The sequence below is a fragment of the Streptomyces sp. NPDC002276 genome, from assembly GCF_053891435.1.
Map to the genome: position 1 here is coordinate 418,068 of NZ_JBSFCQ010000003.1, position 19,324 is coordinate 437,391.

General features: G+C 68.6%; 12 protein-coding genes. 4 read left to right on the forward strand and 8 right to left on the reverse strand.

All coding sequences use genetic code 11. The annotated features are described in order from the left end of the window. Window positions 1-155 precede the first annotated feature (155 nt). The 3 genes from ACWIHT_RS10885 to ngcE are packed head-to-tail and all read right to left on the reverse strand — an operon-like array spanning window position 156 to window position 3,532. Window positions 156-1,085, reverse strand: a complete 930-nt coding sequence (locus ACWIHT_RS10885; RefSeq protein ID WP_456166657.1) for a carbohydrate ABC transporter permease — start codon at window positions 1,083-1,085, stop codon at window positions 156-158. Between the two features lie 4 nt (window positions 1,086-1,089). Then, window positions 1,090-2,016 carry a carbohydrate ABC transporter permease gene (locus ACWIHT_RS10890; RefSeq protein WP_456166659.1) on the reverse strand — a complete coding sequence of 309 codons (927 nt, stop codon included), beginning with the start codon at window positions 2,014-2,016 and terminating at the stop codon, window positions 1,090-1,092. A 49-nt stretch (window positions 2,017-2,065) separates the two neighbouring features. Then, window positions 2,066-3,532, reverse strand: a complete 1,467-nt coding sequence (gene ngcE, locus ACWIHT_RS10895) for an N-acetylglucosamine/diacetylchitobiose ABC transporter substrate-binding protein (protein WP_456166661.1) — start codon at window positions 3,530-3,532, stop codon at window positions 2,066-2,068. A 368-nt stretch (window positions 3,533-3,900) separates the two neighbouring features. Here ngcE and ACWIHT_RS10900 point away from each other — a divergent pair, with 368 nt between their 5' ends. Next, complete coding sequence (locus tag ACWIHT_RS10900) at window positions 3,901-7,692, forward strand: GH92 family glycosyl hydrolase (RefSeq protein ID WP_456166663.1); 3,792 nt, start codon at window positions 3,901-3,903, stop codon at window positions 7,690-7,692. 7 nt (window positions 7,693-7,699) lie between these two features. On the opposite strand, the gene ACWIHT_RS10905 is transcribed toward ACWIHT_RS10900, so the two are convergent. From ACWIHT_RS10905 to ACWIHT_RS10915, 3 genes are all read right to left on the reverse strand, one after another. After that, a complete protein-coding gene (locus tag ACWIHT_RS10905; protein WP_456166665.1) occupies window positions 7,700-8,074 on the reverse strand; it encodes a hypothetical protein in 375 nt (124 codons plus the stop codon). Window positions 8,075-8,141: 67 nt separating this feature from the next. Next, window positions 8,142-11,414: a GH92 family glycosyl hydrolase gene (locus tag ACWIHT_RS10910; protein ID WP_456166667.1), complete on the reverse strand. Its 3,273-nt coding sequence runs from the start codon at window positions 11,412-11,414 to the stop codon at window positions 8,142-8,144. 323 nt (window positions 11,415-11,737) lie between these two features. Then, entirely contained in the window at window positions 11,738-12,820 is a 1,083-nt protein-coding gene (locus tag ACWIHT_RS10915; protein WP_456166669.1) for a lytic polysaccharide monooxygenase auxiliary activity family 9 protein, read from the reverse strand. 252 nt (window positions 12,821-13,072) lie between these two features. On the opposite strand from ACWIHT_RS10915, the gene ACWIHT_RS10920 reads away from it, so the two are divergent. From ACWIHT_RS10920 to ACWIHT_RS10930, 3 genes are all read left to right on the forward strand, one after another. After that, on the forward strand, window positions 13,073-14,074 hold the full coding sequence (locus ACWIHT_RS10920) for an MDR family NADP-dependent oxidoreductase (protein ID WP_456166671.1): 1,002 nt from the start codon (window positions 13,073-13,075) through the stop codon (window positions 14,072-14,074). A gap of 13 nt (window positions 14,075-14,087) precedes the next feature. Continuing rightward, a complete protein-coding gene (locus ACWIHT_RS10925) occupies window positions 14,088-14,462 on the forward strand; it encodes a MerR family transcriptional regulator (protein WP_456166673.1) in 375 nt (124 codons plus the stop codon). A gap of 122 nt (window positions 14,463-14,584) precedes the next feature. Next, the gene (locus ACWIHT_RS10930; RefSeq protein WP_456166675.1) at window positions 14,585-16,864 is read left to right on the forward strand and encodes an NEW3 domain-containing protein; all 2,280 of its coding nucleotides are present in this window, start codon (window positions 14,585-14,587) and stop codon (window positions 16,862-16,864) included. Between the two features lie 42 nt (window positions 16,865-16,906). On the opposite strand, the gene ACWIHT_RS10935 is transcribed toward ACWIHT_RS10930, so the two are convergent. Together ACWIHT_RS10935 and ACWIHT_RS10940 are read right to left on the reverse strand one after the other, a co-directional pair. After that, a complete protein-coding gene (locus tag ACWIHT_RS10935) occupies window positions 16,907-18,439 on the reverse strand; it encodes a sensor histidine kinase (RefSeq protein WP_456166677.1) in 1,533 nt (510 codons plus the stop codon). Next, window positions 18,436-19,161 (reverse strand): response regulator transcription factor, encoded by a 726-nt coding sequence (locus ACWIHT_RS10940; RefSeq protein WP_456166679.1) that lies wholly within the window; start codon window positions 19,159-19,161, stop codon window positions 18,436-18,438. Before ACWIHT_RS10940 ends, ACWIHT_RS10935 begins: the two co-directional genes overlap by 4 nt. Between the last annotated feature and the right edge of the window lie 163 nt (window positions 19,162-19,324).

The window sequence follows — 19,324 nt, forward strand, 5'->3', positions numbered from 1 at the left end:
CGATGAGGCCCCGTCTATGTCCAACTAGTGAACTCTAAGCTGAGCCGTTAGGGTCGCCTCCCGTCAAGAGGTTGAACCGCATCGAGGTAGTTGCACGCATGCGTGCAGGCCGCCCCAGAGCCCTGGAGCGGCACGCACGAGCCCCTACCGGGGCGCTACTTGAGAGCCCCCGCCGTCAGCCCCTGCACCACCTGACGCTGGAAGATGATGTATGCGGCAAGTACCGGAAGCATCGCCATGACCAGACCGGCGAAGAGGCCGGACCAGTCGCCCTTGTAGCCCTGGCTGGCGGCGAGCTGCACCAGGCCCTGGGTGAGGACCCGTTTGTCCGGGTCGGTGTTCAGGACCGTCGGCAGCATGTACTGGTTCCACTGCCCCAGGAAGTTGAAGATCCCCACGCTGATCAGGCCCGGCTTGGCCATCGGCAGCATGATCTGGAAGAACGTCCGGCTGTGCGAGGCCCCGTCCACGAACGCCGCCTCCGCCACCGAGGTGGGCAGGGTGCGGAAGAACGCGGTCAGGAAGAAGACCGTGAACGGCAGCGAGTACGCGATGTAGACCAGGATCAGCCCGTGGATCGTGTTGAGCAGTCCCAGGTTGTTGACGACGTAGAACAGCGGGACCAGGGCCAGCATGATCGGGAAGCTCATGCCGCCGATGAACAGGAAGTAGATGAAGCGGTTGCCCGGGAAGTCGAACCGGGCGAGCACGTACGCGGCCATCGAACCGAGGACGAGAGTGCCGATGAGTGAACCACCCACCACCAGAATGGTGTTGAAGAAGTAGTCGCTCATGTTGGCGTCGGTCCAGGCGCGCGCCCAGTTGTCGAAGTGCAGTTTGTCCGGCAGTGCCCAGGGCGAGCTGAAGATCGCGCTGTCGCTCTTGAAGGACGTCATCACCGCCCAGAGAAGCGGCAGGACGACCATGAACGCCCACAGGACGAGCATGCCGTGCGAGAAGACATTGAGGACGCGGCCCTCTTTCTTCGTCTTCCGTTTCGGCGCGTCTCCGGCGGATGTGCCGACCTTGGCGACGGGGACACCGGGCTCGGCCGGCACGGGGGCGGGGGTCTCGGTCGTCTTCATGTGATCAGAACTCCAGCCGCTCACGGCGGCCCAGTCGCATCACGATCGCCGCGAAGGCCAGCGTGACGACGAGCAGGGCGACGCCGATGGTGGTCGCGTAGGCGGCCTGTCCGTCTCGGAACGCCTTCTGGTACACGTACAGGACCATGACGGTGGTCGAGTAGTCGGGACCGCCCGGTCCGGTCGTCATGATCTGTACGACCGCGAACGACTCGGCGCCCAGCGCCAGGATGCCCATGTAGACCCAGCCGGACATCACGGTGTCCCACAGCAGCGGCAGGGTGAGGCGGAAGAACGTGGTCATCCGGTTGGCGCCGTCGAGCAGCGCCGCCTCGTACAACTCCGCCGGAATGGACGCCATACCGGCGGAGAAGAGGACCACGAAGAAGCCGACCGTGGACCAGACGAGGACCGCCATCACGCACCACAGGGCGAGGCTCGGATCGCCGAGCCACAGCGGCTGGATGCTGCCGAGTCCGATCCCGCGGAGAAAGGAGTTGATCGCGCCGCTGTCCGGGTTGTACGCGAAGGCGAACAACAGGGCGACGATCGCGATCGAGAGGACCTGCGGGAAGAAATAGACGATCTTGTAGAAGGAGGAGCCGCGGACGCCCGAGACCACCGGGCCGCCCGGCCGGCGCCGTCCGCCCACATTGATCATGAAAGCGAAGAACAGCGCCAGACTGATCGTCACCAGCGGCAGCACCAACGCGAACAGGAGACTGTGCTGCAACGATTTCCAGAAGATCTCGTCGTGGAACATTCTCTTGTAGTTGTCGAAGCCGACCATTTTGAATTCCGGGCTCAGCCCCGTCCAGTCCGTGAACGAATAGTAGATCGACTGGATGAAGGGCCATACGACGAAAAGCACGTACAGCCCGAGGGGAACGGTCAGGAACCCCACGATGAACCGGTACTTGCCGTGCTGCATTGCTACCGACCCCGTTCTCTGGGCGGGCGCCGCCGCTGGTGACGGATCCTCACTGGTGCTTGTAGTGCTTGATCGACGTGTCCTTGGCGGCCGCGTCGGCGAAGCCCTGGATCTTCTTGATGGTCTCGGCCGGGGTGGCCCGTCCGGCCATCATCTCGCCGAGACCCGCCACACCGATCTGCTCCTTCTGCAACTGCACGTACCAGTCCTGGAGGCGCGGGTTGAGCACGTTGTCGCCGGCCAGCTTCAGCGCCGCCACACCGGAGGTGAGACCCGGCGTGAGGGTGATCCCGTCGGTGCCGCCGTTGTACGCGGTCAGCGACTTCACCTTGCTGGTGAAGTTCTTCGACGAGGCCTCGCTGAGCATGATGCGCAACTGCTCCATGCCGCCCGCCGCGTTGGCCGCCTTGGCCGGGACGATGAAGGGTTCACCGCCGGACGCCCAGATGGTGCCGAAGGGCATCTTGTCGGAGCTGTCGATGCCGGTCGGCGCGGAGACGGCGAGGTTGAAGTCCTTGGGGATGACGTTGGCGGACTCGTTCTCCACCCAGGAGCCGTTCGGGATGAACAGCGCCTTGCCCTCGGCCCACGCGGTCTGCGACTGGATGTGGTCGATGCCGGGCGTGCCCTTGAGGATGTAGCCCTTCTTGAACAACTCGTAGTAGGCGTCGAAGCAGGCCTTCACGGCCGGGTGCTTCCAGGCGTTCGGCTCCAGGTTGTCGATCGCGTCGAGGACCTCGCGGCCGCCGACCTTGCCGATCATCGGGTAGAGCGAGAACGGCAGGTAGTACGGGTACTTGCCCGCGTACGTCCAGCCCGCCATGCCCTTCTTCTTGGCCTTCTCGCAGACCGCGAGCATCTGGTCCCAGGTCTCGGGGTACTTCTCGTCGAGCGCGTCCAGGGCCTTCTGCGAGTACCAGACGCCGTACACGGTGTAGGCGTAGTACATGATCCAGACGGGGTCGCCGTCGAACTGGCCCATCTCGACGATGCCGGGCCGCAGGGTGTCGCGGACCTTCTTCGACGGGTCGTCGTAGGAGGGCGCGTCCAGCAGCGGGGTGAGGTCGCTGAGCTGCTTCTTGCCGACGAGGACACCCATGTCCATCTGCTCGGCACCGGAGTTGTCGATCAGGTCCGGCGGGGTGCCCTGGTTGAAGCGGGGCTGAAGCGTCGACTGGATCTTCTGGGTGGCGGAGAACTTGACCTTCGCCTTGGGGAAGTTCGTCTCGTAGATCTTTACGGCGTCCTCGGCGTACTCCTTCCCGAAGCCGCCGTCGAAGAGCACGAACTCCATCTGCGCGGTGTCGTTCACCGCCAGCGGGTTCTTCGCGGTCTTCGTGCCCGACTTGGCCTTCTTGTCCGAGCCGCTGTCGCTGCTCGCACAGGCCGACAGAAAGCTCATGGCCGGAACGGAGATCAGGCCGAGTGCGGCCGACCTCTTGATCAGATCTCGGCGGCCGACACCCTGTGCGCCGGTGCTGCCGGAAAAGTTGTTCTCGGCGGAAGTGGATCCCATGCTCAAGTCCTCGCCTTCAACAGGACTCAGGCGGTGAACCGGATCCTCCCGGCACCGCGGTCAGTTCGAGCTTGGTCGTGCAGAGGTACTTCGTCCGTGCTGCTGTGAGAGCGGTGTCGAACGCGACAGGTATAGTCCACTTCCGGTCGACAGAGCAAGATCGAATGCAGGGTCGGTTGTCGGTCTTTTCCGAAGTGAGACCTCGCGGAAATATGAAGGCCCTGTGCGTTCGATGCCGGAGAAACCCCCGCTATTGCGCTCGAATGCCGCACTCAACACCCTTGACATCCCTAGCCACTTGACTCCCTACTGTTGCTTGCGCGGCAAAGCTGACAACGTTGTCTCATGTGGCGGGAGGATGCCCTCGTATGCATCACAGATGGTGGGGTTCGGCGGCCGTCTCAGTGGCCGCCGTCGCTCTGGTGGCGGGCTCGCAGGGGGCGGCCGTCGCGCTGCCCGGCAAGGCTCCCGCTCCGGCCGGGGCGTTCGCCTCCTCGTTCGAGGCGGGTGATCCGGCGCCGGACTGGCTCAACACCGTGGACACCGCGCCGGACGGCTCCAAGCGGGCCTCCGGTGTCGACGGGGGATTCACCAGCGGTATCCCCGGCAATGTCGACGACCATGTCACGGACCTGCGGGCCAGCGGCGAGAACACCGGTGCGGGCGAGGTGAAGGAGAACCTCGTCGACGGCGAGTCCGGCACCAAGTGGCTCACCTTCGCGCCCACGGGCTGGGTCGAGTTCGACCTCGACAAACCGCTCAAAATAGTGACGTACGCGCTGACTTCAGCCAACGACCACGACGAGCGCGACCCGCGGGACTGGACCCTCCAGGGCTCGACCGACGGCAAGGACTGGAAGACCGTCGACACCCGCTCAGGCGAGTCGTTCTCCGCCCGGTTCCAGACCACGTCGTACGACCTCGCCGAGCCCGCCGAGTACCAGCACTTCCGGCTCGACGTGAGCAGGAACAACGGCGGCGACATCCTTCAGCTCGCCGACGTCCAGTTCTCCACCGGCGGCTCCACCGCACCGATCCCCGAGGACATGCTCTCGCTGGTCGACCACGGCCCCAGCGGCTCCCCCACGGCCAAGGCGGGCGCCGGCTTCACCGGGACGCGCGCACTGCGCTACGCGGGCCGTCATACGGCGACGGGCCGGGCGTACTCGTACAACAAGGTCTTCGACGTGGACGTGGCCGTCGGCCGGGACACCGAGTTGTCGTACAAGATCTTCCCGCAGATGGCCGACGGTGACCTCGACTACGACGCCACGAACGTCTCCGTCGACCTCGCCTTCACCGACGGCACCTACCTCAGCGGCCTCGGCGCGACCGACTCGCACGGCTTCGCGCTCACCCCGCAGGGACAGGGCGCGGCGAAGATCCTCTACGTCAACCAGTGGAACAACGTCCTCTCGCGGATCGGCTCGGTAGCGGCCGGGAAGACCGTCGACCGCATCCTCCTCGCCTACGACTCCCCCAGCGGGCCGGCGAAGTTCCGCGGCTGGCTCGACGACGTGAGCATCAAGTCGGTCGCGCCCGAGAAGCCGAAGGCGCATCTGTCCGACTACGCGCTCACCACCCGCGGCACCAACTCCAGCGGCAGCTTCTCGCGCGGCAACAACTTCCCCGCCACCGCGCTGCCGCACGGCTTCAACTTCTGGACCCCGGTGACGAATTCGTCGTCGCTGAGCTGGCTCTACGACTACGCGCGGGCGAACAACGACGCCAACCTGCCGACGCTCCAGGCGCTCAGCCTGAGCCATGAGCCGAGCCCCTGGATGGGCGACCGGCAGACCTTCCAGGTGATGCCGTCGGCGGCCTCGGGCACCCCCAACACCGACCCGAACGCACGGGAGTTGGCCTTCAAGCACGAGAACGAGACGGCGCGCCCGTACTACTACGGCGTCACGTTCGAGAACGGTCTCAAGGCCGAGATGGCCCCGACCGACCACGCGGCCTCGCTGCGCTTCACCTACCCCGGCGACGACGCGAGCGTCATCTTCGACAACGTCACCGAGCAGGCGGGCCTGACCCTCGACAAGACCAACGGGACCGTCACCGGCTACTCGGACGTCAAGTCCGGTCTGTCCACCGGCGCTACGCGGCTCTTCGTCTACGGCGTGTTCGACGCGCCGGTCACGGACGGCTCCTCCAGCGGCGTCAAGGGCTATCTGCGGTTCAAGGCGGGCGCCGACCACACGGTCACCCTGCGTCTCGCGACCTCGCTGATCAGCGTCGACCAGGCGAAGGCCAACCTGAGCCAGGAGATCCCGGACGGCACCTCCTTCGACACGGTCAAGGACCAGGCCCAGAAGGTGTGGGACAAGCTGCTCGGCAAGGTCGAGGTGGAGGGCGCGACCCCCGACCAGCTGACCACGCTCTACTCCAGCATGTACCGGCTGTACCTGTACCCCAACTCCGGCTTCGAGAAGGTCGGTTCGACCTACCAGTACGCCTCGCCGTTCTCCCCGATGCCGAGCCAGGACACCCCGACGCACACCGGCGCGAAGATCGTCGACGGCAAGGTGTACGTCAACAACGGCTTCTGGGACACCTATCGGACCACCTGGCCCGCGTACTCGCTCCTGACGCCCGGTCAGGCGGGTGAGATGGTCGACGGGTTCGTGCAGCAGTACAAGGACGGCGGCTGGACCTCGCGCTGGTCCTCCCCCGGCTACGCGGACCTGATGACCGGCACCTCCTCGGACGTCGCGTTCGCGGACGCGTACGTCAAGGGCGTGCGGTTCGACGCCAAGTCGGCCTACGACGCGGCCGTCAAGAACGCCACCGTCGTCCCGCCCTCCTCGGGCGTCGGCCGCAAGGGCATGACCACCTCGCCCTTCCTCGGCTACACGAGCACGGACACGGGCGAGGGCTTCTCCTGGGCCATGGAGGGCTACAACAACGACTACGGCATCGCGCAGATGGGCCTGGCCCTCTACAAGAAGACCGGCGAGAAGCGCTACAAGGAGGAGTCCGAGTACTTCCTCAACCGCGCCCAGGACTACGTGAACCTCTTCGACAAGGGGGCCGGGTTCTTCCAGGGCAAGGACGCCAAGGGCAACTGGCGGGTGGCGTCGGCGAGTTACGACCCGAAGATCTGGGGTTACGACTACACGGAGACCGACGGCTGGGGCTACGCCTTCACCGCCCCGCAGGACAGCCGCGGCCTCGCCAACCTCTACGGCGGCCAGAAGGCCCTCGGCGACAAGCTCGACGAGTACTTCGCCACGCCGGAGAAGGCCTCGTCCGCCACCGTCGGCTCCTACGGCGGCGTCATCCACGAGATGACGGAGGCGCGGGACGTACGGATGGGCCAGTACGGGCACTCCAACCAGGTCGCCCACCACGTCACGTACATGTACGACGCGGCCGGCGAGCCCTGGAAGGCGCAGAAGGACGTGCGCGAGGTGCTGTCCCGCCTCTACACCGGCAGCGAGATCGGGCAGGGCTACCACGGCGACGAGGACAACGGCGAGCAGTCGGCCTGGTACCTCTTCTCCGCGCTCGGCTTCTACCCGCTGGTGATGGGCAGCGGCGAATACACCATCGGCTCCCCGCTGTTCACCAAGGCGACCGTCCACCTGGAGAACGGCAAGGACCTGGTCGTCAAGGCGCCGAAGAACAGCACGAAGAACGTCTACGTCCAGAGCCTGACGGTCAACGGCAAGGCCTGGACGTCGACTTCGCTCCCCCACCCGCTGCTGGAGAAGGGCGGAGTGCTGGACTTCTCCATGGGCTCCAAGCCCTCGACGTGGGGCAGCGGCAAGAGCGCGGCGCCGGTGTCGATCACCAACAACGACAAGGTGCCGACACCCCGCAGCGACCAACTCGCCGCCACCGGCGCCCTGTTCGACAACACGTCGGCCACGGCCGCCACGGTGACCTCGGTGGACCTGCCTGTCGCCAAGGCCACCAAGGGCATCCAGTACACGCTGACGTCGTCGACGGACCGCACGACGGCGCCGACCGGCTGGACCCTCCAGGGCTCGGCCGACGGCACCAAGTGGAAGACGCTCGACAAACGCTCCGGCGAGTCCTTCACCTGGGCCAAGCAGACCCGCGCGTTCTCGGTCAACTCACCTGGCTCGTACGCCCATTACCGCCTCGTTCTGGACGGCTCCTCGACGCTCGCGGAGGTGGAGCTGCTGGCCTGAGGCACGGTCACGGCACGGGGAGGCGGGGCAGCAGCCTGCGCAACGCCTCCGCGTGCTGATGGACCCGTCTGAGCACGCCTCTTCTGGTCGACGCGAAGACGGGGACGTCCTGGGCCGGGCCGCACGCGGCGGCCTTGTACAGATCGTCCAGCCAAGCCCCGTTCCCCCTGGTGCCGTCCGGCGCCAGGGGGATCAGTCGTGTCAGGACCTCCGACTCGGCGCCGCCCAGGAACCAGACGCGCACCATGAGGTCGGCGCGCAGATAGCGCAGCCCGCCGTCTATGTCCTCGGGCGGCGCGAAGCCCTCGTCCCCCACCAGGAACGCGAAGGCCGTGCGCGCCTCGGCCCGGAACTCGTCGGGCAGTTGCGGCCGTTTCACCATCTGCGGATGCTCGCACGCGCCGATGTGCCCCCGCCACCGAAACCGGCGAGGGCACACATAGTGGACGTCAGTTCACCGCAAGGGTGAACACATGGAGATCCGGGTCGTCCGGAAGTGTCACGCTCTTGATGGTCTTGCCCGTGGGTGCCGCGAACGGCTTGGTGGCGAACACATAGGTGACGACCGGGTCCTTGTCCGCACCGGCGACATTGCGGTACGCGGTCCTGGCGACGATCTCGTTGCCGTACTGCACGGTTCCGCCGCCCCCGCCGACCGTCCAGTCCGTGAAGGACAGGTCGACCACGTCCGTGCTGCCGTCGGTGTAGGTGACGGTCGCCTTGGTCTGCTGGTTGCCGTTGACCGCGCTGCCGACGAACGACAAGTCGGCGGCGGGCTGCGGGAGTTGGAGGGTCTGACCGGCCGCCGAGACGTTGTCCGGGCGCCCGTTGGGCGAGTTGGGCCAGGTGAAGCCGAGCCCGTCCACCGTGCCCGTGCCACCCGGGGTCAGCCCGGCCGCCGCGAGCGCCTGGAGGGAGTAACTCCAGCCGCCTCCGTCGTAGTCCGCCTCGTCGTGCTCACCGTTGTCGTCGGAGACGCCGGTGTTGTTGTAGGCGGCGAGCAGAGTGCCGGGCGCGGCGACCGTGAGGGCCACCGGCTGCTCGTACGAGGTGTCGCCTGAGGTGACGGTCACCTTCACGTCGTAGAAGCCCTGCCGGACGTCGTCGGCGGCCGTGAGGGCGATGTCCTGGGAACCGTCGACGACCGTTCCCTGGGCGGGAGTTGCCGTGACTCCGGCGGGGGTCTCGACGCTGTAGCGGACCTCGGGTCCGGTGCCGCCGCTCAGCGCCAGGGCCTTGATGTTGACCTTGGTGGTGTCGCCGGGCGCGAGGGTCGCGGCGGTCGGGCCGACGCCGATCTGGTACGGCTGTTCACCGGTACGGAAGGACGGCGGGGCGTCGGCGGGGGCGTTGCCCCAGGTGCGGTTCGGGGTGGTGGAGAGGGTGTAGTCGAGGGTGCCGCCGTTCCTGACGATCGAGGAGGAGAGCCAAGGGCGGTCGCTGCTGCGGCCGTTGACCTTCAGGGACTGGATGTACGGGGCGTCGGTCGCCGCGCCCTGTGCGTGGATGGAGATGTCGTTGCCGTGCGGGCGCTTGATCTCGATGCGCTCGAACAGCGGGGAGGCGAGGGTGAGTTCGGCGCGGGAGGGGACCTGGGGGTACATGCCGAGGGCGGAGAAGACGTACCAGGACGACATCTCGCCGAGGTCGTCGTTGCCGGGGATGCCGGCCGGGTCGGTGGTCCAGAGCTGCTTCATGGCCGCCCTGACCGTCTCCTGGGTCTTGTAGGGGGCGCCCGCGTAGTCGTAGAGGTAGGGGACGTTGACGGACGGCTCGTTGTCCAGCTCGGACTTGTCGCCGCCGCTGCCGGTGAAGGACCAACTCCCGTCCGCCTCATGGAAGAAGGAGTCGAGGCGGGCGAGGGCCTTGTCGGTGCCGCCCATCGCCGCGAACAGCCCGGCGGGGTTGTGCTGGACCATCCAGGTGTACTGGGCGGCCGTGCCCTCCACGAAGCCGTTGCCGGTGCCCGGGGTGAAGCCGGTGACCCAACTGCCGTCCGCCTTGCGGTTGGCGATGTAACCGCCCGTGGGGTCGGCGGCGATGTTGAAGTTGTTCTGCCACCACTGGGCGCGCTTGGCGAAGTCGGCCGCCGTGCTCTTCTTCCCCGCCGCCGTGGCGAGTTGGGAGAGTGCGAAGTCGGCCGTGGACATCTCCAGCGTCTCGGCGGCACCGCCCCAGGCGTTGGAGACAGACGGCATGTAGTGCAGGCTCAAGTACTTGTCGAGGGACGGGCGTTGACCGACGGACAGCACCGGCTTGCCGGACGAGGACAGGTCCTGGGCGGTCGGTACGGTCGCCGCCTGGACGAGGGACGCGAGGGCCCCCTTCAGGTCGAAGTCCGTGCCGCCGAAGGCGCGGATGCCGGCCAGGGCGGTGGGTGAGGGGTCGCCGTTCATGACGTGGGTGCCGCTCGCGCCGTGCAGCCAGCGGTCCCAGACCCCGCCGTTCTGCTGCGCGAGTTCGTAGAGGGACTGCGCGATGTCCGAGCCGGTGCGGGGGTTGAGGAGGGTGAGGAGCTGGACCTGTGACCGGTAGATGTCCCAGCCGGAGAAGGTGCCGTACTGAGCCTCGTGCCCCTTGCCGACCTTGTGCACCTTGCCGTCGCTGCCCGTGTATCTGCGGTCGGCGTCGCTGATGACGTTCGGGTGCAGGAGGGAGTGGTAGAGCGCGGTGTAGAAGGTGGTGCGCTCGGTGTCGGTGCCGCCGCCGACCTTGATCGCGCCGAGCTGGTCGCGCCAGGCGCGGTGGGCCGCGTCCTCGACGGCGTCGAAGGAGCGCTTGGGCGGGTTCTCCGCCGCGAGGTTGGCCTCGGCGCCGGCCTGACTGACGTACGAGATACCGACCTTGACGCCGACCGGCCCGGTGCCGGGCTCAAACTCGACGTAACCGCCCGCGCCCTTGCCCGCGACGGGACGGCCGCCGTTGGTGAAGCCGCCCGTGCCGCCGGTCGCGGAGGTCGATCCGGGGGTGAGTTTGTCGTCCTGCCAGGTGCCCGTGGTCTTGAAGGCGCGGTCGAAGGTGGCGGTGAAGTAGAGGGTGTAGTAGGCGCGTTGGCCCTCGGGGTCGAGGTAGCCGCAGAAGTTGCCGGAGGTGACCGAGCCGGAGACCGTGCGGGTCGCCGGGTCGATGGTGACCGACGAATTGGTCGACCCCACCTCGGAGTTGGCGGTGCGGATCAGGAGGGAGGCGGGCTTGTCGGCCGGGTAGGTGAAGCGGCCGGAGCCGGTGCGGGCGGTCGCGGTGAGGTCGGCGGTGACACCTGAGGCGAGGCCGACCTTGAAGTGGCCGGGTTCGGCGGTCTCGGCCGTGTGGCTGAAGTCGGAGGCGTAGACGGCGTCCTTGGTGTCGCTCGCCGGGGAGGAGATGACCTCACCGGCGTACGGGAAGAACGGGATGTCGCCGCTGCCGCCCGCGCAGCCCGTGCCGGACATGTGGGTGAGGCTGAAGCCGCGGATGCGGGTGGCGTCGTACTGGTAGCCGCCTGGCGCGGCCGTGCTCGTCGCGCTGCCTCTGGTGTTCTCCGGGCTCCAGGAGAGCATGCCGAAGGGCACGACGGCGCCCGGGAAGACGTTGCCGCCGTTCTTGGTGCCGATCAGCGGATCGACGTAGGCGCTGGGGTCCTTGACGAGTTGCGGTGGGGCGGTGGTGGCCGCCAGGGCGGGGGTGGCGCCGCCGACCGCGAGTGCGGCGGCGAGCAACAGGGACGTGGGACGGAAACGCATGACGCGGCCCCTCCTCCTTCGGACGGGTCGCGCACCACAGGTCGCACAAGCCGCAGGGACAGTAACGTGCGCCACCCGTACCACGGAAGAGCGCGTGGACCGGCGAGGGCGCGCGATGCGGCCACTCGGACGGCGTCCGCAGGCCAACTGGCTTGACATCGTTGTCCGTTGGCGCGGTAGAGTCGTATGCAGACCATAAGACAACGTTGTCGCATCGCAGTGTCGCCCCAAGCCACGTACCACCCGAGTGGGCCCACCCCCATTGCCCACCCGGCTCGCGGACCCGGTGGCCCCCGACCACCGGGTCCGCCCCGAGCGCAGGCTCAACCGACCTGGCAGGGAAGGGCAGTTGCCGGGTCACCTCCGTCGCCGTTCACGACGTAGCCGAAGGTGGTGCTCTGTCCCGGACTCAGTGAGCCGTTCCAGTCGGCGTTGTGGACCATCACGTCCTGGCCGGTGTAGGTCGCGTTGCCGTTCCAGAGGCTGGCGACCGACTGCCCGCCGGGGAGCGTCCAGTTGACCATCCAGCCGAGCATCGGGACGTCGCCGGAGTTGGTGACGGTCACCTCGGACTGGTAGCCGCCGGGCCAACTGCCCGTCGTGCGGCGGGTGGCCGAACAGACCCCGGGAACCGGGTCGGTGGGGTTGCCCGGGTCGTGAATACCCGTCACTTCACCGTTGCCGCCGTCGAATACGACGTCCGAGCAGGAGTAGAAGGTCTCGGTGCTGTCCGAGCGCTGCCACACCATGTAGATGATGTGCCGCCCCGACTTGTTCGCCGGAAGCTGCCCGGTCCAGGAGTAGTTGGCCTCGACCGTGCCCGGAGTGCCGTTGAGCGGCGGGTGGTCGACCGTGAGGAACGGGGTGGCCTCCATGTCGTCCCAGGTGAGTGTCTTCGTCGGGTCGAAGCCGTCCTTGGTGACGTAGACGTAGAACCAACCCGGGTGCGCCGCCCAGGCGTTGTACGAGAAGTCGACCGTCGCGCCCGAGGTGAGATGCGTGAGCGGCCAGTCGTCGCGCGGGAGGTTGAAGCCGGTGAAGTTGGGGTTGCCGCCGCTGCACAGCTGTCCGTCGGGCACGAAGCCGCGGGTGCGGCCGGCGCCGTCGGAGCGCAGCACGGAGAACCAGTTGTAGAACGGCGTTGTGCCGCTCACCTGTTGGGCCGCCTTGCAGGCCGGGTTGATGGGCTTGATCTCGCCGGTGGTGGTCAGCGCGTCCTGCCAGCAGAGGAAGGTGCGGCTGGCGGGTTTCATGGGGGTGCCGTGGGCCTCGGCCCGGCCGCCGGTGGCGAGGATCAGGGCCAGCGCGGGGACGGTGGTGAGCAGGGCCAACAGGACGAGGAAAAGGGCTCGTTGAGGGGTGGGGCGCGGTAATCGCGGGTCGGTTCTCAAGATTGTCATAGGCATGACAGATCTACCTTCGCTCGACGGTCGTGCGGAACCTGCGGAGGTGAAGGCGTGGGGTGGGGCGACCCGGCCGCACCCGGCGGGTTCCGGACCGTCGGACGGATGGGAGCGCTCCCACCCCACTGCCCGTGAAGTTAGCGCGGACCGGGGTGGCTGTAAACGGCGGGCGGGGTTTCAAGTGGCTTTCGGGGAAGGCCTGTTCGGAAACCGGGGCTTGCCCCTGACCCACGGGTCAGGGCTTAGCGTCCGGGCATGACTGCGACTCACCGTCTCGTACGCCTGGTCCGCCGCCCCGCCGGACTGCCCACCACGGACGACTTCACCCTCGCGCGGGTCCCCCTCCCCCGCCCCGAGGCCGGCCAAGTACTCGTCCGCAACACCCACTTCCTGGTCTTCCCCGGCCTGCGCACCCTCATCGGAGGTGAGACCCACGACGTCCCGCTGCCGCCGCTGCACCCCGGCGACACCCTGTTCGGCCCCGCGATCGGCGAGGTGGTCGAAGGGCCGCTGGCCAAGGGGCAGTTGGTGCTGCACCTTCAGGGCTGGCGGGAGTACGCGACACCGGCCGCCGCCGAGTGCAGGCCGTTGGAGGACACGCTGCCCGACCCGGTGGCGCACCTCGCCCAGGGCTCCGCGGCGTACGGCGCGCTGACCCGGCTCACCCAAGTCCGCGCGGGCGACACCGTGTTCGTGACCGGCGCCGCCGGTGCCGTGGGCAGCCTGGCGGGCCAGATCGCCCGACTGCTGGGCGCCGCACGGGTGATCGGCAGCACCGGCTCACCGGACAAGGCGCGGAGACTGCGCGGGGAACTCGGCTACGACGCCACCGTGCTGCGCGGAGCGGGACCGATCGAAGGACAGCTCGCCGAGGCGGCACCGGACGGCATCGACGTCGTCCTGGACACCGTGGGCGGCGAACAGTTGACAGCCGCCGTCCGGGCGGCGAACCGGGGCGCCCGGTTCGCCCTGGTGGGCGCGCTGGACGGTCAGCTGTCCCCGGACCGGGCGGGCGGGAGCGCACCGGCCGTGCTCGACACCTATCGGCTGCTGACCCGGGGCATCACGATCGCCGGCTACAACGGCACCGACCACCCCGAGGTCGAGACGGAGTGGGAGGCCCGCTTCGGGGACTGGCTACGGACGGGCCGCATCCACTTTCCCCGCACCACGCTCCGTGGAATCGAGCGCGCTCCGGAGGCGTTGCCCCTGTTGATCGCGGGCCGTTCCTTCGGCGCGGTCGTCGTGGAGCCGTAGGACGGGGAGCCGCATGCGCATCGGCGAGGCAGCGGCGGCGGCCGGCACCACACCGCGCGCCCTGCGCCTGTACGAGGCGCGTGGCCTGCTCCGGCCCCCGCCACGTACCCCGTCCGGCCAACGGGAGTACGGCCCCGCCGAGGTGGCCCGTGTCCGCGTGATCCGTGACCTGCTCGCGCTGGGGCTCACCTTGGAAGACCTCCGCCGCCGAGCCCATGGCCTGGACCTCCTCACCCGGACCCCGCGCCCGTCCTGCGGCAACCCTCCGGGCGAGTTCAGCGATGTCGTGGCCGATCGCCTCGCGGCCCTGGACACGGAGATCGCACGCCTCACACACCTACGGCAGAGCCTCGCCGCGGCCGCGGGCGAACCATCGGCACAGACTTGACGCAGTTTTGGTCAAGCGCGCTATGTGGTGACTGGCGTTTGCTCATGTTCACTTGTCGCGTTCACGGGGTTGGTTCTTGACGTTTTCTGAGTCATGTGGGCGTTGCGATGGAGGAACAGCTCATGAGAAGACAGATCCGCGGTGTGCTGGCCGCGTTGACCGGAGCGCTGCTGCTCACCATGGGAGTCACCGCGACGGGCGGGCAGTCCGCGCGAGCCGATGACAACGCTGTCGGCAACGCTGTCGGAGTCAAACCCGCGCTGGGCTGGAGCAGTTGGAGCTTCCTCCGGCGCAATCCGACCGCGCGGACGATCGAGGCACAGGCCAAGGCGCTCAAGACCAGCGGGCTGGCCGAAAACGGGTTCGTCTACGCCAACGTCGACGACTTCTGGTACCAGTGCCCGGACAGCCAGGGGCCGGACGTCGACCAGTACGGCCGCTGGGTCACCGACCCCGTCAAGTTCCCGCCCAAGGGTGGTGAGAACGGCATTCAGGTGGTGGCCGATCATGTCCACTCCCTGGGGCTGAAGTTCGGGCTGTACGTCACGCCCGGCATCTCCCAGCAGGCGGTCGCCGAGAACACGGCGATCGAGGGAACGCCGTACCACGCACGGGACATCGCGACCACGACGACGGAGAGCAACTACAACTGCGGCGGCATGGTGGGCATCGACTACACCAAGCCCGGCGCGCAGGCGTTCATCGACTCCTGGGCGGGGCAGTTCGCCGGCTGGGGCATCGACTATCTCAAGATCGACGGCGTCGGCACCTGGGACCAACAGGACGTCCAGGCCTGGTCGGACGCCCTGCACCACACCGGCCGGCCGATCCACCTGGAGCTGTCGAACAACCTCGACATCAACAACGCGGCCACCTGGAAGAAGCTCTCCAACGGCTGGCGCACCGGCGGCGACATCGAGTGCTACTGCGGTCCGGACGGCGGCAGTTACCCCCTGACCACCTGGGCCTCGGTCGCCTCGCGCTTCGCCCAGGTCGCGGCCTGGGCGCCGTACGGCGGGCCCGGCGGGTACAACGACTACGACTCCCTGGAGATCGGGAACGGGGCGAACAACGGGCTCACCCTCGACGAGCGCCGGACCCAGATGAGTCTGTGGTCGCTCGCCGCCTCGCCGCTCTTCCTCGGCACCGATCTCACGCATCTCGACCCGGCCGACCTCGCGTTGCTGAAGAACGCCGATGTGCTCGCGGTCGACCAGGACGGCATCGACGCCAAGCGGATCTCCTCGGACGCGAATTCGCAGGTGTTCGCCAAGACCGAGCCCAACGGCGATGTCGTGGTCGGGCTGTTCAACACCGGGTCGGCTCCGCGGGAGGTGGCCACGACCGCGTCCGCGCTGGGGCTGGCCAAGGCGGGCGACTACTCCCTGCGGGATCTGTGGAGCAAGCGGCTGACCGAGTCCGCGGGCCGGATCGCCGCCAATGTGCCGGCGCACGGTGTGGTCCTGTACCGGGTGCATGGCAGTCGGCACGTGGTGAGCGGCGCGGCTCCGGATGTGTCGTTCGGGCTCGACTGGGCGCCCGCGTCGAGTTACAGCACCACGCGTACGGTGACGGCCGTGTTGTCCGACAACGGGTCGCGGTCAGTCTCCGACGCCGCTCTGACCCTCACCGGGCCGGCCGGCGCGAAGATCACCACGCACTCGGCGACGCGGGCCAGGACGATCCGGGGCGGGCACGCGCTGAAGGTCACCTACGCCGTCTCCATCCCGTCCTCGGCGAAGCTCTTCGACTCCAACGACTTCAAGGGGAGCGCCACTTACCGCTTCAAGTCGGTGGGGCGGACCCGGCTTGCCGCCGGTGACACGATCACCGTCAACCACCAAGTGACCGCCCCCTACAAGACGTTCGCCTCCACCACGGCGAGCTTCAGCCAGTCCGGGACCCAACTCGGCATCCGGGCCCAGGGCGCGGACCTCTACAACGGCACCAACGAGTACGGGACTGTCTATCTGCCGGGTGCCGAGCACGACGGTTCGGTGACGACCGTGAAGCTCAACTCCCAGTCGGACACGGACGTCTGGGCCAAGGCCGGAATCATGGTCCGGAACGACATCACACAGCCCAACACCTCCCCCGGCTATCTGGCCCTCGTCGCGACCCCGGGCAACGGCTATCTGCTCGACTGGGACAGCGACGGCGACGGCAAGTTGGACTCGCAGGACTCCACCGGTACGGCCGTCTACCCGTCGTGGCTGAAGCTGGTCCGCGACGGCACGACCTACAGCGGCTACTACTCCACCGACGACGTCACCTGGAACCTGGTCGGCACGATCGACGTCCCGACCGCCGCGGCCACCCAGGACGTCGGCCTGACCCAGACCTCGCACGCCTCGGGCACCACGGGCGAGGCCGACTTCGACTCGTTCACGACCACTCCCTAGCGGTCGGTAGCAGTCAGTCGCGGATACGCGCCCGTGCGGCGGCTAGACCGGCGCCGTACGGGCGCGTATCTGTGTTTCGGCGGGCGGGAGTTCGGCCGCCGGGAGTTCGATGGTGAACTCGGTGCGGCCGGGGACGCTGGTGACGTCGATGCGGCCGCCGTGGGCTCCGGTGATCGCCGTCGCGATGGCGAGGCCGAGGCCGGAGCCGCCCTCCTTGCCGCCGGAGCGGGCGCGGGAGGCGTCGGCGCGGGTGAAGCGTTCGAAGACCGTGGGGAGCAGGGTCGGGGGGATGCCGGGGCCGTCGTCGCGCACCCGGATGACGACGGTGCGGTCGGCCGTGGCCTGGACGCTGGCCGCGACCGTCGTGCCAACAGGTGTGTGCATACGCGCGTTGGCCAACAAGTTGGCCAACACCTGGTGCAGGCGGGCCTCGTCGCCGATCACCAGGGCGGGGGCGTCCAGGGAGAGTTGGAGCTGCCACTCGTGGCCGGTGCCCGCCGCGCGCGCGTCCCAGACCGCCTCGGCGAGCACGGCCGCGAGGTCGACCTCGGCGGACTGGAGCGGGCGGCCCTCGTCGAGCCGGGCGAGCAGCAGCAGGTCCTCCACCAGGCCCGTCATCCGCGCCGACTCGGCGGTGACCCGGCGCCAGGCGAGCCCGGGTTCGATGCGGTCGGTGCCGCGGTTCATCAGCTCGGCGTAGCCCGCGATGGAGGCGAGCGGGGTGCGGAGTTCGTGGCTGGCGTCGGCGAGGAAGCGGCGCATGCGTTCCTCGCTGCGGCGCATCTGCTCCTCGCTGCGCTGGCGTTCGGCGAGCGAGGACTCGACGTGGTCGATCATGCGGTTGAGCGCGGCGCCGACCTGTCCTGCCTCGCTGCCGGGGTCGGTGTCCCGCTCGGGCACCCGGGTCAGCGCGGTGACCTCGCCGTGGCCGAGCGGTGAGCGGGAGACCTCGACGGCGGTGGCGGCGACCCGGCCGAGCGGCCGTAGCTGCCGTCGTATGACCACGGCGCACAGACAGCCCGCGACGGTCAGTCCGACGAGGGCGACGCCCGCCTCGACCGCCACCAGGCCGCTGATCATCTCCTGTACGTCGTCCATCGGGAGGCCGGTGAGGACCCGGACGCCATCGGTGTCGAGGGCCGTGAGCCGGTAGGTGCCGAGGCCGGGCACGGACCGGGTGTGCTTCGCGCGGTCGGCGGTGATGCCCGCGAGGGCCGTGCGCTGGGCGGCGGTGAGGTTCTGGGGCGGGGCGTCCTGTCGGACGACGGCCGCGGCGATGATCCTGCCCTTGGCGTCGAAGCGTGCGGCAAGCGTCCCGACGGCGTGGCCGTTCTCCATGAGGAACCCGAGGTCCCCTTCGAAGCCCGGGTGGTGCTCGGCACCGCCGAGGCTGCGCTGGGCCGCGTCGCCGACCCGGTTGTCCAAGTCGCCGAGCAGGTAGGCGCGTTGGACGAGGACGGTGGTGAGGGACATCGCGGCGCAGACCACCACCAGGGTGGCGCTGATGAAGAGCAGCAGGCGGGTGCGGAGTGAACGGCCGTGCAGGCGGCCTCGGTTGCGGGTCAGGAGGTTCATCTGCCGTCCTCCACGGGCCGTATGGCGTATCCCATTCCCCGCACGGTGTGGATCATCGGCGCGCGGCCCCGGTCTATCTTGCGGCGGAGGCTGGAGATGTAGACCTCGACGAGGTTGCCGCCCCCGTCGAAGGAGGTGCTCCACACATGGTCGAGGATCTGTGCCTTGCTCAGCACCTGGCGGGGATGGTCGAGGAGCAGGGTGAGCAGGTCGAACTCCTTGGCGGTGAGCTGGATCGGCTCACCGGCGCGGCGCAGTTCGCGGGTCTCGCCGGAGAGGACGAGATCGCCGAGGACCCGTACGGAGTCGTCGGTCGGGAGCCGTTCGCTGCCCGCCCGGCGCAGCAGTCCGCGCAGCCGCAGGACGACCTCCTCCAGGGAGAAGGGCTTGGTGACGTAGTCGTCGGCGCCCGCCTCCAGGCCGTCGAGCCGGTGCTCGATCGCGTCGCGCGCGGTGAGCATGAGGACGGGCAGCCGCGGGTTCTCGTAGCGCAGTCGGCGCAGCACCTGGACGCCGTCGAGGTCGGGCAGCATGCCGTCGAGGACGACGGCGTGCGGGGCGCAGCCGCGGGCGAGCCGCAGCGCGCTGTGCCCGTCCGGCGCGGGGTAGGGCCGCCAGCCGGCCTCGGTGACGGCGACGGAGAGCAGCTCGGTGAGCGCGGGCTCGTCGTCGACGATGAGCACACGTACGCGGCTGCTGCGGGATCCGGTGGCGCCAGTCATGTCCGGATTCTGTCCCGGTCCGCTGAGGGAATCCTGTGTTCCACCTGAGGCGCAGCCGTGCGAGCGGGCCGGATTCCAGGGTGCGGGAACGGTCGGGCGAGGGGCAACGGCCCTGGTCCGTCGCCCGCCGCCTTCGCCAACTGCCTTGGCCGAAGGGGGCGTT